We start from the raw sequence: 22,933 nt of genomic DNA on the forward strand, positions 1-22,933 counted from the left end.
AGTGCGCTCAGTAACTGGGGAGCGTGCGCGGTCCCAGGTCGGTACGGGGCGGGGGCGGGGCGAGCCGCACGCCCGCGCCGAGCACGGAGAGGCCGTGGTGGGCGACGACGACGGGCTCGAGGCTGACGCCGACCACCTCGGGGTGGTCGTCGACCAGCCGGGAGACGCGCAGCAACAGCTCTTCGAGCGCCGTGGTGTCGACGGGCGCGGACCCGCGCCAGCCGAAGAGGAGCGGCGCGGTCCGGACGGACCTGATGAGCTCGGCGGCGTCGCGGTCGGTGGCGGGGACGAGGCGGTGGGCCGTGTCGCCGAGCAGCTCCGTGGCGGGGCCCGCGAGCCCGAACGACAGCACGGCGCCGACGGCGGGGTCGATGGCGGCGCGCACGACGGTGTCCACGCCGCGGGGGACCATGGCCTGCACGACGGGTTTGAGCTCCTCGGGCTTGCCGAGGGCCTCGGTCAACTCGGCGTAGGCCTGGCGCACTTGCTGCTCGTCGGCGAGGTCGAGGCGAACGCCGCCGAGGTCCGGCCGGTGACGCAGGTGGGGTGCGGTGGTCTTCAGGGCCACCGGGTAGCCGAGACGCGCGGCGGCATCGGCCGCGGCGTCGGGGCCGGGGGCAGGCAGGGTGGCCCGTACGTCGATCCCGTACCGCCCGAGCAGTACCCGCGCGTCCTCGTCCCTGAGCGTGACCCCGCCGTCCCCCGCCGGGGTCTCGTCCAGCACCCGCCCGACGAGCGCGGCCGCGCCGGCCTCGTCGATGTCCTCGTACTCCGGCACCTTCCCGGGCTCGGCGGCATCCCGTCGCCACTGCGCGTACCGGACGGCCTGGGCGAGGGCGCGTACGGCCCGCTCCGCTGCCGGGTATGCGGGAATCCGGGGCTCCGGGGAGGCGGACCGGCTCCCGCTCCGCTCCTGCCCGGCGGCATCGGCGTCGGACCCCGGGGACAGCCGGGCGCGGGGGTTGCCCGCCGGGCCGTCGGTTCCCCCCGGACCGTCCGCCGCACCCACGCCCGGGTCCGTGGCCGGAGCGGCACGGCCGGCGGCCCCGCGGGGGCCGTGCGCGGCGGGGTCCGGTGCGGATGCCGCGACCGCGGGGCCGGATGCCCGGTCCTGGCCGGGCCCACCCGGATCCTGTGCCGTGGGGTCCGGCGCCGAAGCCGGACCGCCCGCAGGGGGAGGACCGGGGAGGCCCTCGGCCGACGCCCCTGCCCGGCCTGCGGAGTCGGACGCGGGGCCACCCGCGTCCGTCGGCGACGACCAGGACGACGCTGCGGGGCGAACAGCAGGCTCGCCTCCGTGGCGAGGCGGCGAGCCCGCCGTGGCCGACGGTGAGGCCGGGCCGGTCGCGGGCCGCGGGCCCCCTCCCGGGACCTGGTGGGTCTCTCCGCGCTCCTCCGCGTGGGCCGGAGCCCGGTCGTTGTCCACCGCCGCACCGCGCCGCGGTGGCGCCGAGCTCGTCGCGGCCGCCAGCGCGTCGGCCAGGCCGCCGAGTTCGACGTGCACGACGAGGACGGGCTTGGCCGGAGCCGTCGTCGCCGCGGCGCGCAGGGCAGCCGCAAGGACCTCGCCGTCGCCCGACTCCGTCACACCGCCCTCCCCCACCCAGGGAATCGCATTGACAACGACCGCGTCGCACATGTCGTTCCTCAGCGCCTCCGCCAGCGCATCGCGGAAGTCCTGAGGAGTCGCGCCCGTCGTCAGGTCGCGAGGGGGCAGCGGCCGCAGCCCCTCGGTCAGACAGGCGTCGTACGTGAGCAGCCCGAGCGACTCGGAGTTCCCGAGGATCGCCACCCGCGGCCCCGCAGGCAGCGGCTGCCCGGCGAGCAGCAGTCCCGCGTCGACGAGCTCCGTGACCGTGTCGACGCGGATCACCCCCGCCTGCGCGAGCAGCTCCGAGACCGTGGCGTACGGAACCCGTGTCGTGGGCACCGCGTGTCCCGGCGGCGCGCTCCCGCTGTGGCGGGCGCCCCGTACCACCACGACCGGCTTGGCCGCCGCGGTGCGCCGTGCCAGGCGGGTGAACTTCCGCGGGTTGCCGATCGATTCGAGATACAGGAGAACGACGTCGGTGTCCGGGTCCTCGTACCAGTACTGAAGGAAGTCGTTCCCTGACACGTCCGCCCGGTTGCCGGACGAGATGAACGAGGACAGCCCTGCGCCACGCCGGTGGAGCCCGCTGAGCAGGGCGATGCCGATCGCCCCGGACTGGGTGAACAGGCCGGTCCGTCCGGGCGCGGGGGACTCCGGGGCGAGCGACGCGTTCAGCCTGACGGTGTCCGCGGTGTTGATGATCCCGAAGGCGTTGGGCCCGATGATCCTCATCCCGTACGAGCGGGCCTGCCGCACCAGTTCGCGCTGCCGCTCCCGTCCGCCGGCGCCGCTCTCGGCGTACCCCGCGGCCAGCACGACCAGTCCTTGCACCCCGTGCTCGCCGCAGTCGGCGACGACCTCCGGGACGCGCTCGGCCGGAACGGCCACGACCGCGAGGTCGACGGGCTCGCCGATCTCGGCGACCGAGCGGAAGGCGGGTACGCCGTCCAGGGAGCGCACGTCCGGGGCAAGGGCGCGGTTCACGGCGTAGATCCGCCCGGTGTAGCCGGATGCCAGCAGGTTGCCCAGGGCGGCGCGGCCCACCCCTCCCGGCGTCCGGCCCGCCCCGATCACGGCTACCGACCCCGGCGCCAGCAGTCGCTGCACGGACCTCGCCTCGGCGCGCTGTTCCCGGGCGCGCTGTACCGCGAGCGACTTGGCGGTCGGTTCGAGATCCAGCGTCAGACGGACGGCCCCGTCCTCGAAGCTGCGCTTCTGCGTGTAGCCGGCATCGGTGAAGACCTTGATCATCTTGCTGTTCGCGGGCAGCACCTCGGCCGCGAACCGCCTGATGCCGCGCTCGCGCGCGACGGCCGTGACGTGTTCGAGCAGCGCCGAGGCGACACCCCGCCCCTGGTGTGCGTCCTGCACCAGGAACGCGACCTCCGCCTCGTCGGCGGGTGCGGAAGCGGGCATTCCGGTGGCATCGATCCGGTCGTAGCGCACGGTCGCGATGAACTCGCCCCCCACCGTGGCCGCAAGGCCCACCCGGTCCACGTAGTCGTGGTGGGTGAACCGGTGCACGTCCTTCGCGGAGAGCCGGGGGTACGGGGCGAAGAAGCGGTAGTACTTGGACTCGTCCGAGACCTGCTCGTAGAAGCTGACGAGCCGGTCCGCGTCATCGGTGGTGATGGGCCTGATGCGCGCGGTCCCACCGTCGCGCAGCACCACGTCGGCTTCCCAGTGGTCGGGGTACGCGTGGTCCGACGGGGTCTGCATGGGCCAAGACTACGGCCCGGGCACGGGTCGCGAAGGCGGAAGCGCGGGTGCAGTCTGGGGGCACCCCCGGGCAGCCGGACGGGCCCGCCGCCGGGAGCGACCGACGGCCGGGACACGGACGGAAGGCCGGTCGCGACCACTCTCACGCACATGAGAGACTGGTCTAGACAACTACTGAGGACTCGAAGGGCATCACCATGGCTGAGCGCCGCGTCAATGTCGGCTGGGCCGAGGGCCTCCACGCCCGCCCCGCCTCCATCTTCGTCCGTGCCGCCACGGCCTCCGGCATCCCCGTGACGATCGCCAAGGCCGACGGCAACCCCGTCAACGCCGCATCGATGCTCGCAGTGCTCGGTCTGGGCGCGGAGGGCGGCGAGGAGATCGTGCTCGCTTCGGACGCCGACGGCGCCGACGCCGCCCTCGACCGTCTGGCCAAGCTTGTCGCCGAAGGCCTCGAGGAGCTTCCCGAGACCGTCTGAGCGGGACAGCCCGTCCGGACCGGAAACCCGCCCATAAACAAGGGGATCGGGAAACCGGCGGAAAGCAACCCGGAAACCCGGTCGAAAGACAATTCACACGACGGAGCCGTGGAACCGGTAATTACTGGTTCCACGGCTCCGCTGTTTCGAGCGGTCGCTATTTGTATACGGCGCTTTTGTTAATGGCGGACGCTCGCCGTGTTTACGGTATGTTGCGAAGTCCTCACGGCCTCCGGCAGCGCGGTCCGCAGCCGGTGCGCCCCCGTCGTCCGCTCCGCGTGCAACGCGGTGAGCGCCCGTGCCCGTTCCGCGTCGCCGCGTGCCACCGCGTCCACGATCGCACCGTGCTCGCCCCAGGCCTCCACGGGCCGGGCGGGCTGCTCGACCGCGTACATCCAGGCGATCTTGTGCCGGAGCTGGGTGAGCAGCGCGATGAGGCCGGGGCTGCCGGAGGCCTGGGCCAGGGTCTCGTGGAACCAGCTTCCCAGCGAGCGCAGATCCTCGCCCTGGCCCCTGCGGGCCCGCTCCTGACCCAGCCTGACCAGGCCGCGCAGCACTTTGAGATGGGCCTCCGTGCGCCGTTGCGCGGCCCGCGCCGCACCCAGCGGCTCCAGCAGCATCCTGATCTCCAGGAGGTCTGCCGCCTCCTGCTCGGTGGGCTCGGCGACGCACGCGCCGGCGTGCCGGCGGGTGACGACGAAACCCTCCGACTCCAGGGTGCGCAGCGCCTCGCGCACAGGGACGCGTGAGACACCGTAGCGGCGCGCCAACTGCTCCTCGGCCAGCCGGCTGCCGCGCTCGAAGACACCGGAGACGATGTCGTCGCGGATAGCCGTGCATACCGAGCGCGCAGGAATGCGCATACCGAACCTCCGCCTTTAATCCGCGCGAAACCCAGTCGAGCGACGTCTGTTCGGTGACTCTATTGCAATGGGCCGCAATTTCCGATGGGGTACGGCAATACCTGCATATCTTTTGGCCTGAACATTCCGAAGGCCCCGGCCGGTCCTGAGGACCGGGCCGGGGCCTTCGCGCCGCACGCGGGGCGTCAGACCTTGACGCCGTGGCCGCGCAGATACGCGACCGGGTCGATGTCGGAGCCGTAGTCGGGGCTCGTACGGGCCTCGAAGTGGAGGTGCGGGCCGCTCGAGTTGCCGGTCGAGCCGGACAGGGCGATCTGCTGGCCCGGGGTGACCCGCTGGCCCACCGAGACACCGATGGACGACAGATGGCCGTACTGGGTGTACGTGCCGTCGTTCATCTTGATCACGATGTTGTTGCCGTAGGCGCCGCCCCAGCCGGCCTCAACGACCGTGCCCATGCCCACGGCGACGACCGGGGTGCCGGACGCGGCGTGGAAGTCGACGCCGGTGTGGCTGCCGGAGGACCAGAGCGCGCCGCCGGCGTGGTAGCTGGTGCTGACGTACGAGCCGGTGACCGGAAGGGTGTAGGAGAGCAGCCGCTTGCGCTCGGCCGCACGGGCGGCGCGCTCCTTGGCCTCGTGGGCGGCCTTGGCCCGGGCTTCCGCCTTACGCTTCGCCTCGGCCTCGGCCTTCGCCTGGGCGGCGATCAGCTCGGCCTCCCGCTGCTGGGCGTCGGCCTGGGCGTCGATCTGCTCGGCGAGGGTGTCGGCGGCGATGATCTGACCCAGGCCGGTGTCCTCGAGGGAGGACGCGGTGTCCGTGTCGGCGGCGAGCGCCGGGGAGGCAAGGGTTCCGATGACGCCGGTGGTGGCGAGGGCCGCGGCTCCCGCGATGCCGGCACGCTTGCGCGAAAGCCGGCTCGGACCACGATGCTTCCCGGTGGCACGGGTGAACGCCATGTAGTGGCTGATCCTTTCCTTCCTTCTCGCCTACCGGGTTAGCTGACGGGTTCGGAGCAGGAAGGTCTCCTACGGGCCCCTCCGCAACGGGACGAAGGCGTCCGATTCACCCCAGGGGACACATGGGTCCCCGGCTCCCCAGGCTCGCGCCCGACGGGGACTCGGCGATGGCTGTCCGATGCCGCGGGTGCGGCTGGTGCAACTGGCGGACAGCGCAGATGACGCTAAGCGGGCCATCTTTCAATCACCAAACAGACACGCGTATTTGTAGCGCACGCCACAGGTCAGACAGGCAGCCTCTCCAACAAAGCGGACATACGGGAGGGCCCCGTTGACACTCGGTCAACAGGGCCCTCCCGGGTCACTTCAGGCCATGGCCGGTCAATCAGCCGGTGACAACCGTCACTTCACCGATGCCGAGAGCCTTGACCGGCTCCTCGATCTGCGAGGCGTCCCCCACCAGGACCGTGACGAGGCGGTCCACCGGGAAGGCGTTGACGACCGCCGCCGTCGCCTCGACGGTGCCGGTCCCGGCCAGCCGCGCGTACAGCCGGGCCTGGAAGTCGTCCGGGAGACCCTGCTCGACCTGGTCGGCCAGCGTGCCCGCGACCGACGCCGCGGTCTCGTACTTCAGCGGGGCCACGCCCACGAGGTTCTGCACGGCGACATCGCGCTCGGCGTCCGTCAGACCCTCCGCGGCGAGCGTGCGCAGCACCTTCCAGAGGTCGTCCAGGGCCGGGCCCGTGTGCGGGGTGTCGACGGAGCCGCTGATGGCGATCGTGGACGCGCCCGTGGCCCCTCCGGGGACGGCCGGGGCGACCGACCGCAGCACCTGGGCGAAGGCCCTGACCCCGTAGGTGTAGCCCTTCTCCTCCCGCAGGACGCGGTCCAGCCGGGAGGTGAGGGTGCCGCCGAGGCAGTACGTGCCGAGAACCTGGGCCGCCCAGACGCTGTCGTGGCGGTCCGGGCCGATGCGGCCGATGAGCAGCTGCGTCTGCACCGCGCCGGGTCGGTCGACGATGACGACACGGCCCGTGTCGTCGGCGGTGATCGGCGGCATGGGACGGGGCTCGGCCGCGCCGCCGGTCCAGTCGCCGAGGGTGTCGGCGAGCACGGCGTCGAGATCGACGTCCGTGAGGTCGCCGACGATCACGGCGGTCGCGGAGGCGGGACGGACATGCGCCTCGTAGAAGGCTCTTACGGCCGCGGAGTCGATGCGCTCCACCGTCTCCTCGCTGCCCTGGCGGGGCCGGGACATCCGGGAGGAGACGGGGAAGAGCTGCCGGGAGAGCTCCTTGGCGGCGCGACGGGCCGGGTTCGCCGTCTCGTGCGGGATCTCGTCCAGCCGGTTCCGTACGAGCCGCTCGACCTCGCTGTCGGCGAACAGCGGCGCCCGCAGGGCCTCTGCGAGCAGGCCGAGTGCCTTGGGGAGACGGGAGACCGGTACTTCGAGGGAGACACGGACGCCGGGGTGGTCGGCATGCGAGTCGAGGGTGGCGCCGCACCTCTCCAGCTCGGCGGCGAACTCCTCCGCCGTGTGCTTGTCGGTGCCCTCGGAGAGCGCCCGCGCCATGATCGTGGCGACGCCGTCCAGCCCCTCGGGCTCGGCGTCCAGCGGGGCGTCGAGGAAGATCTCGACGGCCACGACCTGCTGGCCGGGGCGGTGGCAGCGCAGGACGGTCAGTCCGTTGTCAAGGGTGCCCCGGCCGGGGGCCGGGAAGGCCCAGGGCCTGGCCTCGCCGGGGCCCGGCTGCGGGTGGAAGTCCATGGTCACGGCAGCGTCGGTCACTGTGCGGCTCCCTCTGTGTCCTCTGCGTCGTCGTCCTCTGTGGCCCCGGCGGGCTCGTACACCAGCACCGCACGGTTGTCCGGGCGCAGCCGGGCCTGGGCGACGGCCTGCACCTCTTCTGCGGTGACGTCGAGGACCCGCGACACGGCGCTGAACGCCAGCTGCGGGTCGCCGAACAGCACCGCGTACCGGCACAGTTCGTCGGCTCGGCCCGCGACCGTGCCGAGCCGGTCCAGCCACTCGCGCTCCAGCTGGGCCTGGGCACGCTCCATCTCCTCGGGCGTGGGGCCCTCGGCGGCGAACCGCTCCAGCTCGTCGTCGACGGCAGCCTCGATGTCGGGGACCTCGACCCCGCCGGACGTCTTCACGTCCAGCCAGCCGAGCGAGGGGGCCCCGGCGAGCCGCAGCAGGCCGAAGCCGGCGGCGACGGCCGTACGGTCGTGGCGCACCAGTCGGTTGTGCAGCCGGGACGACTCTCCGCCGCCCAGGACGGTGAGCGCCAGGTCGGCGGCGTCGCACTCGCGCGTGCCATCGTGCGGCAGCCGGTAGGCGGCCATCAGGGCGCGGGCGGGCACCTCCTCGACGATCTCCTCGCGCAGCTGCTCGCCGATGATGTCCGGCAGGGAACCGTCGCGCGGCGGCTGCTTGCCGTCGTGGGTCGGGATGGAGCCGAAGTACTTCTCGATCCAGGCCAGGGTCTGCTCCGGATCGATGTCCCCGACGACCGACAGCACCGCGTTGTTCGGCGCGTAGTAGGTGCGGAAGAAGTTCCGGGCGTCCTCGAGGGTCGCCGCGTCCAGGTCGGCCATGGACCCGATCGGGGTGTGGTGGTACGGATGGCCCTCGGGGTAGGCGAGGGCGGTCAGCTTCTCGAAGGCCGTGCCGTACGGAACGTTGTCGTAGCGCTGACGGCGCTCGTTCTTGACGACGTCCCGCTGGTTCTCCATCGACTCGTCGTCGAGCGCGGTGAGCAGCGAGCCCATGCGGTCGGCCTCCAGCCAGAGCGCGAGCTCCAGCTGGTGGGTGGGCATGGTCTCGAAGTAGTTGGTGCGCTCGAAACTGGTCGTGCCGTTGAGCGAGCCGCCGGCCCCCTGCACCAGCTCGAAGTGACCGTTGCCCGGCACCTGCGCGGAGCCCTGGAACATCAGGTGCTCGAAGAGGTGAGCCAGGCCGGTGCGCCCCTCGACCTCGTGGCGTGAGCCGACGTCGTACCAGAGGCAGACCGCGGCGACCGGGGTCAGGTGGTCCTCGGAGAGCACCACCCGCAGACCGTTGGCCAGGCGATGCTCGGTTGCTGTCAGGCCGCCGGAGCCGGCCTGCGCTGTGGCCGTGTGACCCATGGGCATGTAGTCCCTTCGATCGCGTTTTGAGTGTCCTGCCACTGTATGCAAGCGTGCCGACGCCTGGCGAAGTTCCCGGCGCTTCCGCGCGGGGTGCGGGCCCGCTGTTCCGGGTCGCGGTCGGCGTTGTCAGCGGGACGGTCCACAATGGTCGGCGTCAGATCCCGTTCAAGGTTCATGTTGGTGAAGGAGCCGCAGCAGCGATGGCCCGCCGCAGCACGAAGACGCCGCCGCCCGACGACTTCGAGGAGAGGATCCTCGACATCGACGTCGTCGACGAAATGCAGGGCTCCTTCCTCGAGTATGCGTACTCGGTGATCTACTCCCGGGCCCTGCCGGACGCCCGGGACGGGATGAAGCCCGTACACCGCCGGATCGTTTACCAGATGAACGAGATGGGCCTGCGCCCCGACCGCGGCTATGTGAAGTGCGCCCGCGTCGTCGGCGAGGTCATGGGCAAGCTCCACCCGCACGGTGACGCGTCGATCTACGACGCCCTGGTGCGTATGGCACAGCCCTTCTCGATGCGTCTGCCGCTGGTCGACGGCCACGGCAACTTCGGCTCGCTGGGCAACGACGACCCTCCGGCCGCCATGCGGTACACGGAATGCCGGATGGCCGACGCGACGAGCCTGATGACCGAGTCGATCGACGAGGACACGGTCGACTTCTCGCCGAACTACGACGGGCAGGAGCGGGAGCCGGTGGCGCTTCCGGCCGCCTTCCCGAATCTGCTGGTCAACGGCGCGTCGGGCATCGCTGTCGGTATGGCGACGAACATGCCGCCGCACAACCTGGGCGAGGTCGTCGCCGCCGCCCGGCACCTGATCCGGCATCCGGGTGCCGACCTCGAGACGCTGATGCGTTACGTCCCGGGCCCCGACCTGCCGACCGGCGGCCGGATCGTCGGACTGTCCGGGATCAAGGACGCGTACGAGACGGGCCGTGGCACCTTCAAGATCCGGGCGACGGTGACGGTCGAGACGGTCACGGCGCGCCGCAAGGGCCTCGTCGTCACCGAACTGCCCTTCTCGGTCGGCCCGGAGAAGGTGATCGCGAAGATCAAGGACCTGGTCGGCGCGAAGAAGATCCAGGGCATCGCGGACGTCAAGGACCTCACCGACCGTGCGCACGGGCTGCGCCTGGTGATCGAGATCAAGAACGGCTTCATCCCCGAAGCGGTCCTCGAGCAGCTGTACAAACTGACGCCGATGGAGGAGTCCTTCGGTATCAACAACGTGGCGCTGGTCGACGGCCAGCCGCTGACGCTCGGCCTCAAGGAGCTCCTCGAGGTCTATCTCGACCACCGCTTCGACGTGGTCCGCCGCCGCAGCGAGTTCCGGCGGGGCAAGAAGCGCGACCGGCTGCACCTGGTCGAGGGTCTGCTCGTCGCGCTCCTCGACATCGACGAGGTCATCCGCCTCATCCGCTCCAGCGAGAACTCCGCGCAGGCGAAGGAGCGCCTGATCGCGCACTTCTCGCTCAGCGAGGTCCAGACGCAGTACATCCTGGACACCCCCCTGCGCCGGCTCACCAAGTTCGACCGGATCGAGCTGGAGAGCGAGCGCGACAGGCTGACCGCGGAGATCGAGGAGCTGACGCGGATCCTGGACTCGGACGCCGAGCTGCGCAAGCTGGTGTCGTCCGAACTGGCCTCGGTGGCCAAGAAGTTCGGCACCGACCGGCGCACGGTGCTGCTGGAGTCCGCGGGCTCGCCCGTGCCTTCCGCCTCACTGCAGGTCGCGGACGACCCGTGCCGTGTGCTGCTGTCCTCGACGGGGCTGCTGGCTCGTACGGTCACCGGGGAGCCGCTGCCGGAGGACGGCGGCAAGCGCGCCAAGCACGATGTGATCGTGTCCGCGGTGCCTGCGACGGCGCGCGGCGAGGTGGGCGTGGTGACCTCTGCCGGGCGGCTGTTGCGGCTCTCGGTGATCGATCTCCCGCAGCTGCCGGAGACCGCCGGCGCCCCGAATCTCTCGGGCGGGGCGCAGATCTCCGAGTTCCTCTCCCTGGAGGCGGACGAGACCGTGGTCTGTCTGACCACTCTCGACGAGTCCTCGCCGGGCCTCGCGCTGGGGACGCTCCAGGGTGTGGTCAAGCGCGTCGTTCCGGACTATCCGGCCAACAAGGAAGAGCTGGAGGTCGTCGCGCTCAAGGAGGGTGACCGGATCGTGGGCGGCGTCGAGCTGCGTACGGGCGAGGAGGACCTGGTCTTCATCACTTCCGACGCGCAACTGCTGCGCTTCCAGGCCTCGCAGGTCAGGCCGCAGGGGCGTGCGGCGGGCGGTATGGCGGGCATCAAGCTCGCCCAGGACGCCAAGGTGATCTCGTTCACCGCGGTGGATCCGGCGGCCGACGCGGTGGTCTTCACGGCCGCGGGTTCCACGGGTGCGCTGGACGACTCGGTGACGACGGCCAAGCTGACGCCGTTCGACCAGTATCCGCGCAAGGGCCGTGCGACCGGTGGTGTCCGCTGCCAGCGGTTCCTCAGGGGCGAGGACGTTCTGTTGCTGGCCTGGGCGGGCGCGGCCCCGGCGCGTGCGGCGCAGAAGAGCGGCGCTCCGTCCGACCTGCCGGAGGCCGACCCCCGGCGCGACGGGTCGGGGACGCCGCTGGAGAAGCCGGTCGCGTCGCTGGCGGGTCCTGCCTCCTGATGCGCCGCCGCCCCCTCCGCCGGTCGCGGAGGGGGCGGCCCGCCGTCATTTCCAGGGGATGTTCCGCCAGGGGCTGCCCTCGTTCTCCATGAGCAGCCGGTGGGACGACAGCGCGCCCTGGTAGTAGTCGCCGTACTCGTCCTCGTCGAAGCGCAGCACCCGGCCCAGCGTGTACCCCGCCGAGAACTCCTCCCACGAGTGGTACGCCGACCTGCTCAGCGCGCCCGCGTGGACGATCGCCTGCTCCGCCTCGTGCGGGGTGCAGTGGCGCGCGGCCAGCCCCCATCGGGCCACGGACGGCGCCCGCCCGTAGTCGTACGCGGCGGCACTGACCACCCGGCCGTCGTCGGGAAGCAGTCCGTCGGCACGGAAACGGGCTTCGTAGCGCATGATGCGGCGCACGAGCTCCTCCATGTCCTTGACGACGCCGGGCGGCGCGCCCTGGTCGTGGAGGGATCCGGCAGCGGTTTCGCGCCAAAGATCGGCGGCCGGAAGCTCGCCCAGTCCCCTGCGCAACTGCTCGCGGACCCGCAGCGCGAACTCCGGCTGCGGCGGGCTGTTGGAGTAGTCCAGGAGGGCGCTCATCTGCCTGTGCCATCCCGCGTTGTCGCTGATCGACCAGGACTCGCGGAGCATGCGCCGCTGGGACTCGTAGTCGAGATAGACGGTGCCCACCTCGTTCCAGGGCACGCCGTTGGAGACGGCGAGGTGCGCCCCGCACCCGAGCCCGAAGGCGAGCGGACCGAACAGGGGCCCGGTGTGCAGGGCGGTCAGCCGGTTGTCCGTCGTGCGGTCGTTCTCGGCGTAGTAGCGGCGCCAGACCGCGCGGTGCTGAGGCGAGGCCGGCAGGGTCACGGCGGCGGGGGTGCCGCCGTTCACGACCAGCCACTGCTTCGGGTCCGGCCAGTCGAACTCCGCCACCCAGTCGAGCGAGACGCTGTGGAAGACCCAGTCCGGATGCCACGGCGGCAGCACGCCCCGCGTGAGCAGCGGCCTGTACCGGCCCCCGGTCACCGGGTCCACGGCGGCCCGCCAGCGGACGATGTCCGGCTCGGCGTCGACCTCGTGCCGGGGCTGGCCTATGTACAGCTCCTCGGCCGCCAGCACCTTGAGCTGCGCGTCCACGTCCTGGCGCAGCCGGGCCTCGTAGAGTTCACGCTCCACCGCCGTCGGCGGCACCCAGTTCATGACCACGGAACGCTCCGGCAGGGGCTCTTCTGGTCCTGGGTGAGGATCCGGTGCTGGGCGACCGACTCCTGGTACGTCTGCCCGAACTCGTCCTCGTCGAAGGCGAGTACACGTGCAAGCGAGTACGCGGCCGAGAACGCGCCCCACGAGGCGTACCTCTGGCGGCTCAGCCTGCCGGCCGTGAGGACCGCCTGCTCGGCCTCCTGAGGGGCGCACAGGCGTGCGCCGAGCGCCATCCGTACGAAGGCGACGATCCGTCCGTAGTCGAACGCGCTCAGCGAATCGACCCGTTCACCGGCGCCGAGCACCCCGTCGGCGCGGAAGCGCTCCTCGTAACAGGCGATCCGCCCGGCGGTCGCCCGGACCTCCTCGACCGTCTCCGTGTCCGCCCTGCGCACGAGCAGGGCCCGGGTGACGGCATCCAGCCACTCCTCGTGGGAGGGTGACCGGCCCAGCCGGTCGGTGAGTCCGGTGCGGGCGGTGAGGGCGATGGCTTCCTCCCTGCCGCAGAGCATGGCGTTGCACAGGGCGTCCAGCTTGTCGAGGAAGCCCGCGCGGTTCGTGACCCTCCAGATGCCGCGCAGCGTCGCGGCGTCACGGAAGTAGTCGAAGTACGTCGTGCCGAGCTCGTTCCACGCCACGCTGTTGTGCACCGACAAATGCGCGCCGCAGGCCAGACCGTGCGCAAGGGAGCCCTGCAACGGACCGCCCGTGTGCGTGACCAGCAGTCCGCGCCGGGGGCCACCGGTGTCCGCCGCGGCCCTCAGCCAGGCCTGTCGGTGCGAGCGCCTGGCCTCGAGAGTGATCGCGCAAGGTGAGCCCGGGTTGACCGCCAGCCGCCATCGGTCGTTCGGCCACTCCTGTGCCAGCTCGGCAAGGGTGACGGACCGGTGCACCCATTCCGGGTTCCATGGCGGCAGCATGCCCGCCGTGAACACCGGGAGGCTCGGCTTGCCGGTCTCCGGGTCTTTGACGGAAGCCGGCAGGGCGCGGAATCCAGGGGTGTCCGCGTGCAGCCGAGGGAGGGTCAGGAACAGCGGGGCGCGGGAGAGTACGGCGAGTTCCGCGCCCCGCACACCACTCGCACTCGCCTCCCTTGCCTCCCTTGCCTCGTACAGCAGTTGCTCGGTCTCAGTCGGCGGGGCCCACGCGGTTGTACCTGTCGTCACGGGTCGATCCTATGAACTGCCCGACTCCCGCCGGACAACGGGTCACTGCATGTAGTCGTCCGGTTCCTCATCCCGGGGCTCGGGCACGTACCGCAGAACACCCCACATGCTGTGCTCGGCCGGCGCGTCCTGCGGACCGGTCACCCTGACCGCGTCGAGTTCCTCGAGCAGGACTCCGGTGTCGATGCCGGAGCCGATGAGGACCAGCTCTGTGCCCCGGGGCCCGGCTGCCTCGACCGCCGGCCAGGGCTCCGGGTAGAAGCGGAGAAACCGGCCGACGGCGTGGACGGCGTACCGGTTGAGCGGGTCCGCGTCGCCGAAGTCGACGAATCCCTTGATCCGGTAGAGCCCTTCGGGCCTCGAGTCGAGGAAGTCCAGCAGCCGGCGCGGGTGCAGGGCGTCGGCTGCGGTGAACGAGACGGTTTCGTAGGCGGTGTGCAGATGACCGTCGTGGCCGTGGTGCCCGGTCCCCGCTTCGTCGTTCCCGTCCTCGTCGATGTCCTCGAACGACAGCTGTCCTACGCGCTCGGTCCGCGGGCGGCACTCGAAGAGCAGCGCGGGATCGACACGTCCGTACGAGGCCGGGATCACGGCCGCTCCGTCGGCGAGCCCCGCGATACGCGACCGCAGACGACCGGCCGCCGCGGCGTCGACCCGGTCCGCCTTGTTCAGCACGATCAGATCGGCGATGCCGAGATGCCGCTCGATCTCGGGGTGCCTCTCCCTCGTCGCGTCGAACTCGGCCGCGTCGACGACCTGCACCAGGCCGCCGTACACGATCCGTTCGTTCTCGCTGGCCAGGAGCATACGGACGAGTTCCTGCGGTTCCGCGAGGCCGCTCGCCTCGATCACGATCACATCGAGCCGGGCGGCGGGCCGGGTGAGCTTCTCGAGGAAGACGTCCAGCTCGCTCGCGTCGACGGCACAGCACAGACAGCCGTTTCCGAGCGACACCGTGGAGTCACCCAGTTGACCGGCCACGGTCATGGCGTCGATCTCGATCGATCCGAAGTCGTTGACGATCGCGCCGATCCTGGTACCGCGACCCGCCCGCAGCAGATGGTTGAGCAGGGTCGTCTTGCCCGATCCCAGAAAGCCCGCGAGGACGATGACGGGGATCTGCTGCTTGCTCAACGCGGCACCTCTCCGGACGACGACCCGATTGTCCCGCCCCAGAATATGCGGCGCCCCGCAGCCGGCCCGCCGCCGTCCCCGGCCATGCCGCCGGTTCCAGGTTCCGGGCGCACCCCGGTGATCGCTGCGGCCGGCTCGGTGCCCGGAGCGCCCCGGCTCGGTCCCCGGACCGCGGCGACGAGGCGCCGTGGAGAGCAGCACTCGCGAGGGACGAGGCACCGCGGCGACCGCGACAGCGAGATTTCCGAAGCGCGTCCCCGCCCTCTACCGTGCATCCCTATGAGCCCCGCACCGACCGGCCCCCAGGGCGCGCCCGCGAGACGGCGGCGGTTCGGCTGGCCGCGGCGGGTCTTCGCGCAGGTCCTGCTGATGCAGCTGGCCATCGCCGCCGGTGTCACCGTGCTGGCCACCGGCCTCTTCCTGGCCCCGCTGAGCGCCCAGCTCGACGACCAGGCGATGCGGCGCGCGCTGGCGATAGCCGAGACCACCGCCTCACCACAGGTCGCCGACGATCTTCTGGCCTCGCGGCCGTCGGCCGACGGCCCCGTGCAGCGGGAGGCCGAGCGCATCCGGCTGGCCGCCGGGGCCGAGTACGTCGTGATCATGGACACCCGCGGGGTGCGCTGGTCGCACACCGACCCCAGGAACATCGGCGGGGTCGTCTCCACCGACCCCCGCCAGGCGCTCGCGGGGCACCACGTCATGGAGATCGACAGCGGCACCCTCGGCCGCTCCGCCCGGGGCAAGGTCCCTCTCCGCGACGACGGGGGGAAGATCATCGGCGCCGTCTCGGTCGGGATCGAGTACGACAGCGTCCGCGACCGGCTGCTCGCCGCGATCCCCGGACTGCTCGCCTACGCCGGGGGCGCCCTGGCGGCCGGCGCCCTCGCCGCCTACATGATCTCCCGCAGACTCCAGCGGCAGACCCATGACCTGGCCTTCTCCGACATCTCGTCGCTGCTCGCCGAACGCGAAGCGATGCTGCACGGCATCAGGGAAGGGGTGGTCGCCCTCGACAGGTCGGGCCGGATCAGGCTGACGAACGACGAGGCGCAACGCCTCCTCGGCCTCGGGCCGGAGGCCGTCGGACAGCCGCTCGAGGAGGTCCTCGGCCCGGGCCGCACGACGGACGTGCTGTCCGGGCGGGTGACCGGCGAGGACCTGGTGACCGTGCGCGGACACCGCGTACTGATAGCCAACCGGATGCCGACGGACGACGGAGGCGCCGTCGCGACGCTCCGCGACCGCACGGAGCTGGAGCAGCTCGGCCGGGAGCTGGACTCGACGCGCGGCCTCATCGACGCGCTGCGTGCCCAGGACCATGAGCATGCGAACCGTATGCACACACTGCTCGGGTTGCTGGAACTGGAGCTGCACGAGGAGGCCGCGGAGTTCGTGACCGAGGTCGTGGGTGTGCACCGGGCCACCGCGGAGCAGGTCACCGAGAAGATCCACGACCCGCTGCTGGCCTCGCTGCTCGTCGGCAAGGCGACGGTCGCGGCGGAGCGCGGTGTCTCGCTGCGGATCGCGCCCGGCACACTCCTCCCCGACCGGCTGGTCGACCCGCGCGGCCTGGTCACGGTGGTCGGCAATCTCGTCGACAACGCGCTGGACGCCGCCGCCGGCTCCGAGGATCCGCGCATCGGGATCGAGCTGCGCGGCGAGGGACGCACGGTGGTCCTGAGGGTCGCCGACAGTGGACCCGGCGTCCCGGCCGAACAGCGCGAACTGATCTTCACCGAGGGATGGTCCACGAAGGAGCTCCCCGCACACGGCAAGCGGGGGCTGGGGCTGGCACTTGTCCGGCGCTTCGCGGAACGGCAGGGCGGCAGCGTCCGCGTGGCCGAATCGGGCGCCGACATGGGCGGCGGGGCGGAGTTCACCGTCGTACTCCCGGAGGCGCTGGTGGAATCCGGGCTCGCGACCGCGGGAGAGCCACGATGACCGACGCAATGACCGACGCACCGATCAATGTCCTGGTCGTGGACGACGACGTCCGTGTCGCGCGGATCAACGCGGCCTACGTGGCCAGGGTGCCGGGCTTCCACGTCGTCGGACAGGCCCACTCGGCCACCGAGGCACTCGCCCGGATCGCCGGACTGCACGTGGACCTGATTCTGCTGGACCACTACCTGCCGGACGAGAGCGGGCTCTCGGTCGTCCGCGAGCTCCGCCGTCATGGGCATCAGACCGACGTGATCATGGTGACGGCGGCCCGTGATGTCGCCACCGTCCAGGCGGCGATGCGGCACGGTGCACTCCAGTATCTGGTGAAGCCGTTCAACTTCACCGGCCTGCGCGCCAGGCTGGAGGCTTACGCCGGACTGCGCCGCACCCTGGACCGCGGCGGCGAGGCCGAACAGGCCGAAGTGGACGCCATCTTCGGCGCCCTCTCCGCCACGAGCTCCCCGGGGCTCCCCAAGGGCCACTCCCCGACCACCGCCGGGCTGGTCCGCAAGGTGCTCCTCGCCGCCGAGGCCGCTCTCTCCGCCCAGGAGATCGCCGAACACGCCGGGGTGAGCCGCCAGACCGCCCAGCGCTATCTGAAGCTCCTGGAACGCTCGGGCCGGGTCAATCTGTCCCTGAGGTACGGGGAGACGGGCCGCCCGGAGCACAGGTACACGTGGGCGGCGGGCGTCCAGGACATGTCGTCCGGATCTGACCGGCAGGCTCCGGAGGACAGCCGTTAGGCTCGCCGCCGTGGGGACGGACATGGACGGCGGGATCGAAAGTCGCGAGCCGGGGCACCCTTGGGAGCTTGAAGCGGACCTGATGGACTTCCGGCTGGGCCGCGACCAGACGGCCTGGGGGGCTCTGTGGAACTGCGGCGGATACGAGATTCTGGATCCGCTCTTCGGTGACCGGGGCTTGCCCGACGACGCCTCGGAGTCGATACGCGAGGCCGCCGGCGAAGAATGGCAGTGGAGCCACACCTGGGCGACCTGGGCGGAACTGGTCGCCCTGGACTGGGACGCCCCGCTCTCCCCCGACCCGGCGTGGGGCTACGCCGGGCGGTGGCGGCGGGAATCGAGCGGCGAACTCACCTTGCACGACGTCGTTCCGGCGTCGCGGGCCTTGGCAGAAGAGGCATCGGTCGCATTCGGCAGCGACAGCATCCTGGCGCCCGCCGAGTGGCCGCCGGGCGGCGAGGTGCCATTGGACGGCTTTGTCCACCGTCCTGTGCGTCTCACCTTGCGGATGCTCGCCGAGCACGACAGCCGCTGGGCACCGGTCTGGACGGCCATGCGCGACCTTGCCGCCACCTACGGTACGGAAAGCGTCCGGATCGTCGTCTGGTGCTGGTGACGCGCCCCGTCACCGCTCGGACTCCTCGCTCCGTCACCCCTCACCCCGTCGGCTCCTCACGGCTCACACCGCCCCCGCCCCCGTCAGCGCCCGCACCTCCGTCTCCGCGTGCTTCGCCTCGTCCGGCACTTCGGACGAGGTGACGGTGCCGATCCAGCCCGCGAGGAAGCCGAGCGGGATGGAGACCACACCAGGGTTCTGCAGCGGGAAGACATGGAAGTCCACGCCGGGGAACAGGGCCTCCGGACTGCCCGAGACCACCGGCGAGACCAGCACCAGCAGCACCGCGGGAATCAGCCCGCCGTAGACCGACCACACCGCGCCACGGGTCGTGAAGTTCCGCCAGAACAGCGAGTACAGCAGCACCGGCAGATTGGCCGAGGCGGCGACGGCGAAGGCCAGGCCGACCAGGAAGGCGACATTCAGATCGCGCGCGAGCAGTCCGAGCGCGATCGCTGCCGCTCCGATGAACGCCGCGGCGACCCGCGCCACCGCGACCTCGCTGTGCTGTTTGGCATGACGACGCTTCAGCGAGGCGTACAGATCGTGCGCGACCGAGGCCGATGAGGCGAGCGTGATCCCGGCTACGACGGCCAGGATGGTCGCGAAGGCCACCGCCGCCACGACGGCGAACAGCACGGTGCCTCCCGTGGAGCCCGCGCCGCCGCCGAGATCGAGGGCGAGAAGCGGAACCGCCGTGTTCCCCGCGGCATTCGACGCGCGCACCTCGTTCGTGCCGAGGATGGCCGCGGCGCCGAAGCCGAGCACGATCGTCATCAGGTAGAAGCTGCCGATCAGGCCGATGGACCAGACGACCGAGCGGCGTGCAGCCCGCGCGGTCGGCACGGTGTAGAAGCGGGACAGGATGTGGGGCAGTCCGGCGGTGCCCAGCACGAGGGCGAGCCCGAGGCTGATGAAGTCCAGACGGGCGGTCCAGTCGCCGCCGTAACGCAGCCCCGGCGAGAGGAAGTCCTTGCCGTGGCCGCTCTGTTCGGCAGCGGAGTTGAGCAGTTGGTTGAAGTCGCCGTGGAAGCGGGCCAGTACGAGCACGGTGAGCGTGATCGCGCCCGCCATCAGCAGCACGGCCTTGACGATCTGGATCCACGTGGTGGCCCGCATCCCGCCGAAGGACACATAGATCACCATGAGGGCACCGACCCCGATGACGGTCCAGGAGCGTGCGGCTTCACTCGTCCCGCCCAGGAGCAGGGCGACCAGGCTGCCGGCCCCGACCATCTGCGCCACCAGATAGAGAACGGACACGGTGACCGAGGAAGTGCCCGCCGCGATGCGTACGGGGCGCTCCCTCATCCGGGCCGCGACCACATCGGCGAGCGTGAACCGCCCGCAGTTGCGTACGAGTTCGGCGACGAGCAGCAGAACGACCAGCCAGGCGACGAGGAAGCCCACGGAGTAGAGCATTCCGTCGTAGCCGTAGAGGGCGATCAGCCCGGAGATACCCAGGAAGGAGGCCGCTGACATGTAGTCCCCGGCTATGGCGAAACCGTTCTCCATCGGCGAGAACAGTCGCCCGCCCACGTAGAACTCCTCTGCGGAACCGTGCCGGTTGCGGCTGACCCAGGTGGTGATGCCCAGGGTCACCGCGATGAAGGCGCTGAAGAGCAGCAGCGCAAGAGTCTGGTGGTCGCCGGTCAACGCTCGGCCCCCCGCATCTGCGTCAGGTCCCGCACCGGCTCGAGGGCCTGCACCGACTCGGCGCTCCTCGTCCGCTCCACGGCCTGCGCCGGAACCATGCTCTGCGGCGGCTGCACGCTCTGCACCGGCCCCGGTGCGCTCCCCGTACAGCCCTTCTCCCGGACGGGGTCCTGGTCCCGTGTCTGGTCGAAGACCGTCCACCGCAGATCCAGTGCCGCGCGGTCCCTGCGCAGCCGGGCATGCCGGGCGTACGCCCACGTCAACAGGAAGGTGCTGAGGAACTGGCCGAGTCCCGCCACCATCGCCACATTGACCGCGCCCGCGACGGGCCTCGCCATCAGACCCGGTGCGGCTGTGGCGGCGACCACATACGCCACGTACCAGACGAAGAAGACGAGAGTCGCGGGAACGACGAACCGCCGATAGCGGGTGCGCACCTCCTGGAAGGCCGTGCTGCGCTGCACTTCCAGATAGATGTCGGTCGCCGTGCGGTGGCGCTCCGGGTACGCCGCCCCGGAGGGCGCCGCGGCCACGGGTACACCCGTGCCGTCCAGCTCGCCCCATCCGGAGGCCAGCGCGTCGTACCACGGGTCGTCGATGCGTTCAGCCCCGTCGTCCCGGCCGTCCTGCTTCTCCACGCTCAGTTCTCCTTGTCAGCGAACCATTGCGGTCGCGTGCCAAGAATGGACAGAACGGGGAGATCCCGGACTCTTCTCTCCTCCTCTTCACCCCATTAGGTGACGGATGCTGCGGTTCCGCCCCTGAGGTCGGGTATCAGGCGTCGATGCGCGAGCGGTCCAGCGTCGCCGCGGAGCTGGTGATGAACTCCTTGCGCGGGGCGACCTCGTTGCCCATCAGGAGGTCGAAGACCTGCTCGGCGGATTCCAGGTCGCTGATGTTGATCCGGCGCAGCGTGCGGTGGCGCGGGTCCATCGTGGTCTCCGCCAGCTGGTCGGCGTCCATCTCCCCGAGGCCCTTGTAGCGCTGGATCGAGTCCTTGAAGCGGACGCCCTTGCGCTGGAACTCCAGCAGCGTGGAACGCAGCTCGTTGTCCGAGTACGTGTACACGTACTTGTCCTGGCCCTTCTTGGGCTGGACGAGCTCGATCCGGTGCAGCGGCGGCACAGCGGCGAAGACCCTGCCCGCCTCGACCATCGGCCGCATGTAGCGCTGGAAGAGCGTGAGCAGCAGGCAGCGGATGTGCGCGCCGTCGACATCGGCGTCGACGAGAAGGACGATCTTGCCGTACCGGGCGGCGTCAAGGTCGAAGGTGCGGCCCGAGCCCGCTCCTATGACCTGGATGATCGCGCCGCACTCGGCGTTCTTGAGCATGTCGGAGACAGACGACTTCTGAACGTTGAGGATCTTGCCCCGGATGGGGAGCAGCGCCTGGAATTCGGAGTTCCGGGCGAGCTTCGCCGTGCCGAGCGCGGAGTCCCCCTCGACGATGAAGAGCTCGCTGCGCTCGACGTCGTCGCTGCGGCAGTCGGCGAGCTTGGCCGGCAGGGACGATGACTCCAGGGCCGTCTTCCGGCGCTGGGCCTCCTTGTGCTGGCGCGCCGCGATACGCGTACGGGCGGCGGCGACGGCCTTCTCCAGGACGGACCTGGCCTGCGCCTTGGCGTCCCGCTTGGTCGACGTCAGGAACGCCTTCAGCTCCTTGGCGACGACATTGGCGACGATCCGGTTGGCCGCGGAGGTGCCGAGGACCTCCTTGGTCTGGCCTTCGAACTGGGGCTCGGCGAGCCGGACGGTGACGACTGCGGTGAGCCCTTCGAGGGCGTCGTCCTTGACGATGTCGTCCTCGGCGACCCTCAGCATCTTCATGGAGCGCAGCACCTCGTTGACCGTCCTGGTGACGGCGCGCTCGAATCCGGTCACATGTGTGCCGCCCTTGGGGGTTGCGATGATGTTGACGAATGACTTGAGCGTGGTGTCGTAGCCGGTGCCCCAGCGCAGCGCGATGTCGACGGCGAGGTCGCGGGTGACCTCAGTCGGAGTCATGTGGCCGCGGTCGTCCAGGACGGGGACGGTCTCCTTGAAGGAGCCGTGGCCCGTGAGGCGCACGACGTCACAGACCGGCTTGTCCTGGGCGAGGAATTCGCAGAATTCGCTGATGCCGCCGTCGAAGCGGAAGATCTCCTGCGACTTGCCCTCGCCCTCCAGGTCACGCTCGTCGCGGACGACGATCGTGAGACCGGGCACGAGGAAGGCGGTCTGGCGGGCGCGCTGGTGGAGCGTCTCGAGGGAGAGTTTGGCGTCCTTGAGGAAGATCTGGCGGTCCGCCCAGTAGCGCACACGGGTGCCGGTGCGGGTCTTGGGCACCCGCTTGCCCTTGATCAGCCCGTTGGCCGGGTCGAAGGGGGCGTCGGGACCGGACTCGGTGAACATGCCGGGGACACCGCGGCGGAAGCTGATCGAGTGGGTCGCGCCGTTCCGGTCGACCTCGACGTCGAGACGGGACGACAATGCGTTGACGACGGAGGCGCCGACACCGTGCAGACCGCCGGAGGCGGCGTAGGAACCGCCGCCGAACTTTCCGCCGGCATGCAGCTTGGTCATGACGACCTCGACGCCGGAGAGCCCCGTCTTGGGCTCGACGTCGACGGGGATGCCCCGGCCGTTGTCCCGGACCTCGACGGAGCTGTCGTCGTGGAGGATCACCTCGATGTGGTCGCAGTACCCACCGAGGGCCTCGTCCACGGAGTTGTCGATGATCTCCCAGAGGCAGTGCATGAGACCACGGCTGTCGGTCGACCCGATGTACATGCCGGGCCGCTTGCGGACAGCTTCGAGGCCTTCGAGAACCAGCAAGTGCCGCGCTGTGTAGTTGGAACCGTCACGGTCTGCGGTCAGCAGCGCACTGGACGGCACGGACGTTTCGGCGGTCACGCGGTTCGCTCCTCGCTGAATTTGGATCTGGCCCCTGTGGGGTAAAGGCCCCGGCGTCGGTCGCCGGTCAGAGGGTACCGAGGCCTGGTAGAGCCGATGTAACGCCACCCTCATGATTCTTCATGCTAGACGACGATCGCATACACGTTCGATCCCTCGATGGAGTGACGTGCACATCACGTTCCCTTCCGGGC

At 70.8% G+C, this 22,933-nt stretch carries 16 protein-coding genes and 1 riboswitch; of the genes, 5 read left to right on the plus strand and 11 right to left on the minus strand.

The features are described from left to right. Positions 1-7: 7 nt before the first annotated feature. The gene (locus tag ACFU5O_RS33845; protein ID WP_384246257.1) at positions 8-3,310 is read right to left on the minus strand and encodes a GNAT family N-acetyltransferase; all 3,303 of its coding nucleotides are present in this window, start codon (positions 3,308-3,310) and stop codon (positions 8-10) included. A gap of 197 nt (positions 3,311-3,507) precedes the next feature. Between ACFU5O_RS33845 and ACFU5O_RS33850 the strand changes: the two genes are divergently transcribed. Beyond that, positions 3,508-3,789, plus strand: coding sequence for an HPr family phosphocarrier protein (locus ACFU5O_RS33850; RefSeq protein ID WP_384246258.1), 282 nt, complete (start codon positions 3,508-3,510; stop codon positions 3,787-3,789). Positions 3,790-3,968: 179 nt separating this feature from the next. Here the strand turns inward: ACFU5O_RS33850 and ACFU5O_RS33855 are convergent, their stop codons facing one another. The 4 genes from ACFU5O_RS33855 to ACFU5O_RS33870 form a co-directional block, all read right to left on the minus strand. Next, positions 3,969-4,652 (minus strand): GntR family transcriptional regulator, encoded by a 684-nt coding sequence (locus ACFU5O_RS33855; RefSeq protein ID WP_384246259.1) that lies wholly within the window; start codon positions 4,650-4,652, stop codon positions 3,969-3,971. A 185-nt stretch (positions 4,653-4,837) separates the two neighbouring features. Continuing rightward, complete coding sequence (locus ACFU5O_RS33860; RefSeq protein WP_384246261.1) at positions 4,838-5,611, minus strand: M23 family metallopeptidase; 774 nt, start codon at positions 5,609-5,611, stop codon at positions 4,838-4,840. Between the two features lie 12 nt (positions 5,612-5,623). After that, a riboswitch (cyclic di-AMP (ydaO/yuaA leader) is annotated at positions 5,624-5,788 on the minus strand. 208 nt (positions 5,789-5,996) lie between these two features. After that, positions 5,997-7,379, minus strand: coding sequence for a M16 family metallopeptidase (locus ACFU5O_RS33865; RefSeq protein ID WP_384246321.1), 1,383 nt, complete (start codon positions 7,377-7,379; stop codon positions 5,997-5,999). Between the two features lie 17 nt (positions 7,380-7,396). Continuing rightward, positions 7,397-8,740 carry a M16 family metallopeptidase gene (locus ACFU5O_RS33870; protein ID WP_384246263.1) on the minus strand — a complete coding sequence of 448 codons (1,344 nt, stop codon included), beginning with the start codon at positions 8,738-8,740 and terminating at the stop codon, positions 7,397-7,399. 203 nt (positions 8,741-8,943) lie between these two features. Between ACFU5O_RS33870 and ACFU5O_RS33875 the strand changes: the two genes are divergently transcribed. Continuing rightward, positions 8,944-11,394 (plus strand): DNA topoisomerase (ATP-hydrolyzing) subunit A, encoded by a 2,451-nt coding sequence (locus tag ACFU5O_RS33875; protein ID WP_384246264.1) that lies wholly within the window; start codon positions 8,944-8,946, stop codon positions 11,392-11,394. Between the two features lie 45 nt (positions 11,395-11,439). On the opposite strand, the gene ACFU5O_RS33880 is transcribed toward ACFU5O_RS33875, so the two are convergent. From ACFU5O_RS33880 to ACFU5O_RS33890, 3 genes are read right to left on the minus strand one after another with little or no spacing between them, the layout of a single operon-like run. Then, positions 11,440-12,582 (minus strand): DUF1266 domain-containing protein, encoded by a 1,143-nt coding sequence (locus tag ACFU5O_RS33880; RefSeq protein ID WP_384246266.1) that lies wholly within the window; start codon positions 12,580-12,582, stop codon positions 11,440-11,442. Beyond that, positions 12,579-13,751, minus strand: coding sequence for a DUF1266 domain-containing protein (locus tag ACFU5O_RS33885; protein ID WP_384246267.1), 1,173 nt, complete (start codon positions 13,749-13,751; stop codon positions 12,579-12,581). The genes ACFU5O_RS33880 and ACFU5O_RS33885 overlap by 4 nt, the downstream gene beginning before the upstream one ends. A gap of 42 nt (positions 13,752-13,793) precedes the next feature. Next, complete coding sequence (locus tag ACFU5O_RS33890) at positions 13,794-14,885, minus strand: CobW family GTP-binding protein (RefSeq protein WP_384246268.1); 1,092 nt, start codon at positions 14,883-14,885, stop codon at positions 13,794-13,796. A 279-nt stretch (positions 14,886-15,164) separates the two neighbouring features. On the opposite strand from ACFU5O_RS33890, the gene ACFU5O_RS33895 reads away from it, so the two are divergent. The 3 genes from ACFU5O_RS33895 to ACFU5O_RS33905 are packed head-to-tail and all read left to right on the plus strand — an operon-like array spanning position 15,165 to position 18,191. Then, positions 15,165-16,829 (plus strand): ATP-binding protein, encoded by a 1,665-nt coding sequence (locus ACFU5O_RS33895; protein WP_384246270.1) that lies wholly within the window; start codon positions 15,165-15,167, stop codon positions 16,827-16,829. Beyond that, positions 16,826-17,575 carry a response regulator gene (locus ACFU5O_RS33900; protein ID WP_384246271.1) on the plus strand — a complete coding sequence of 250 codons (750 nt, stop codon included), beginning with the start codon at positions 16,826-16,828 and terminating at the stop codon, positions 17,573-17,575. The genes ACFU5O_RS33895 and ACFU5O_RS33900 overlap by 4 nt, the downstream gene beginning before the upstream one ends. Positions 17,576-17,585: 10 nt before the next feature. Then, positions 17,586-18,191, plus strand: coding sequence for a hypothetical protein (locus tag ACFU5O_RS33905; RefSeq protein WP_384246272.1), 606 nt, complete (start codon positions 17,586-17,588; stop codon positions 18,189-18,191). Between the two features lie 63 nt (positions 18,192-18,254). On the opposite strand, the gene ACFU5O_RS33910 is transcribed toward ACFU5O_RS33905, so the two are convergent. The 3 genes from ACFU5O_RS33910 to ACFU5O_RS33920 all read right to left on the minus strand — a co-directional run bounded on the left by ACFU5O_RS33910 (position 18,255) and on the right by ACFU5O_RS33920 (position 22,739). Next, the gene (locus ACFU5O_RS33910) at positions 18,255-19,847 is read right to left on the minus strand and encodes a cation acetate symporter (protein ID WP_384246274.1); all 1,593 of its coding nucleotides are present in this window, start codon (positions 19,845-19,847) and stop codon (positions 18,255-18,257) included. Beyond that, positions 19,844-20,485: a DUF485 domain-containing protein gene (locus ACFU5O_RS33915; protein WP_384246275.1), complete on the minus strand. Its 642-nt coding sequence runs from the start codon at positions 20,483-20,485 to the stop codon at positions 19,844-19,846. Before ACFU5O_RS33915 ends, ACFU5O_RS33910 begins: the two co-directional genes overlap by 4 nt. A gap of 136 nt (positions 20,486-20,621) precedes the next feature. Beyond that, positions 20,622-22,739: a type IIA DNA topoisomerase subunit B gene (locus ACFU5O_RS33920; RefSeq protein ID WP_384246276.1), complete on the minus strand. Its 2,118-nt coding sequence runs from the start codon at positions 22,737-22,739 to the stop codon at positions 20,622-20,624. Positions 22,740-22,933: the final 194 nt, after the last annotated feature.

Source organism: Streptomyces sp. NPDC057445, assembly GCF_042802855.1.
GTDB lineage: Bacteria > Actinomycetota > Actinomycetes > Streptomycetales > Streptomycetaceae > Streptomyces.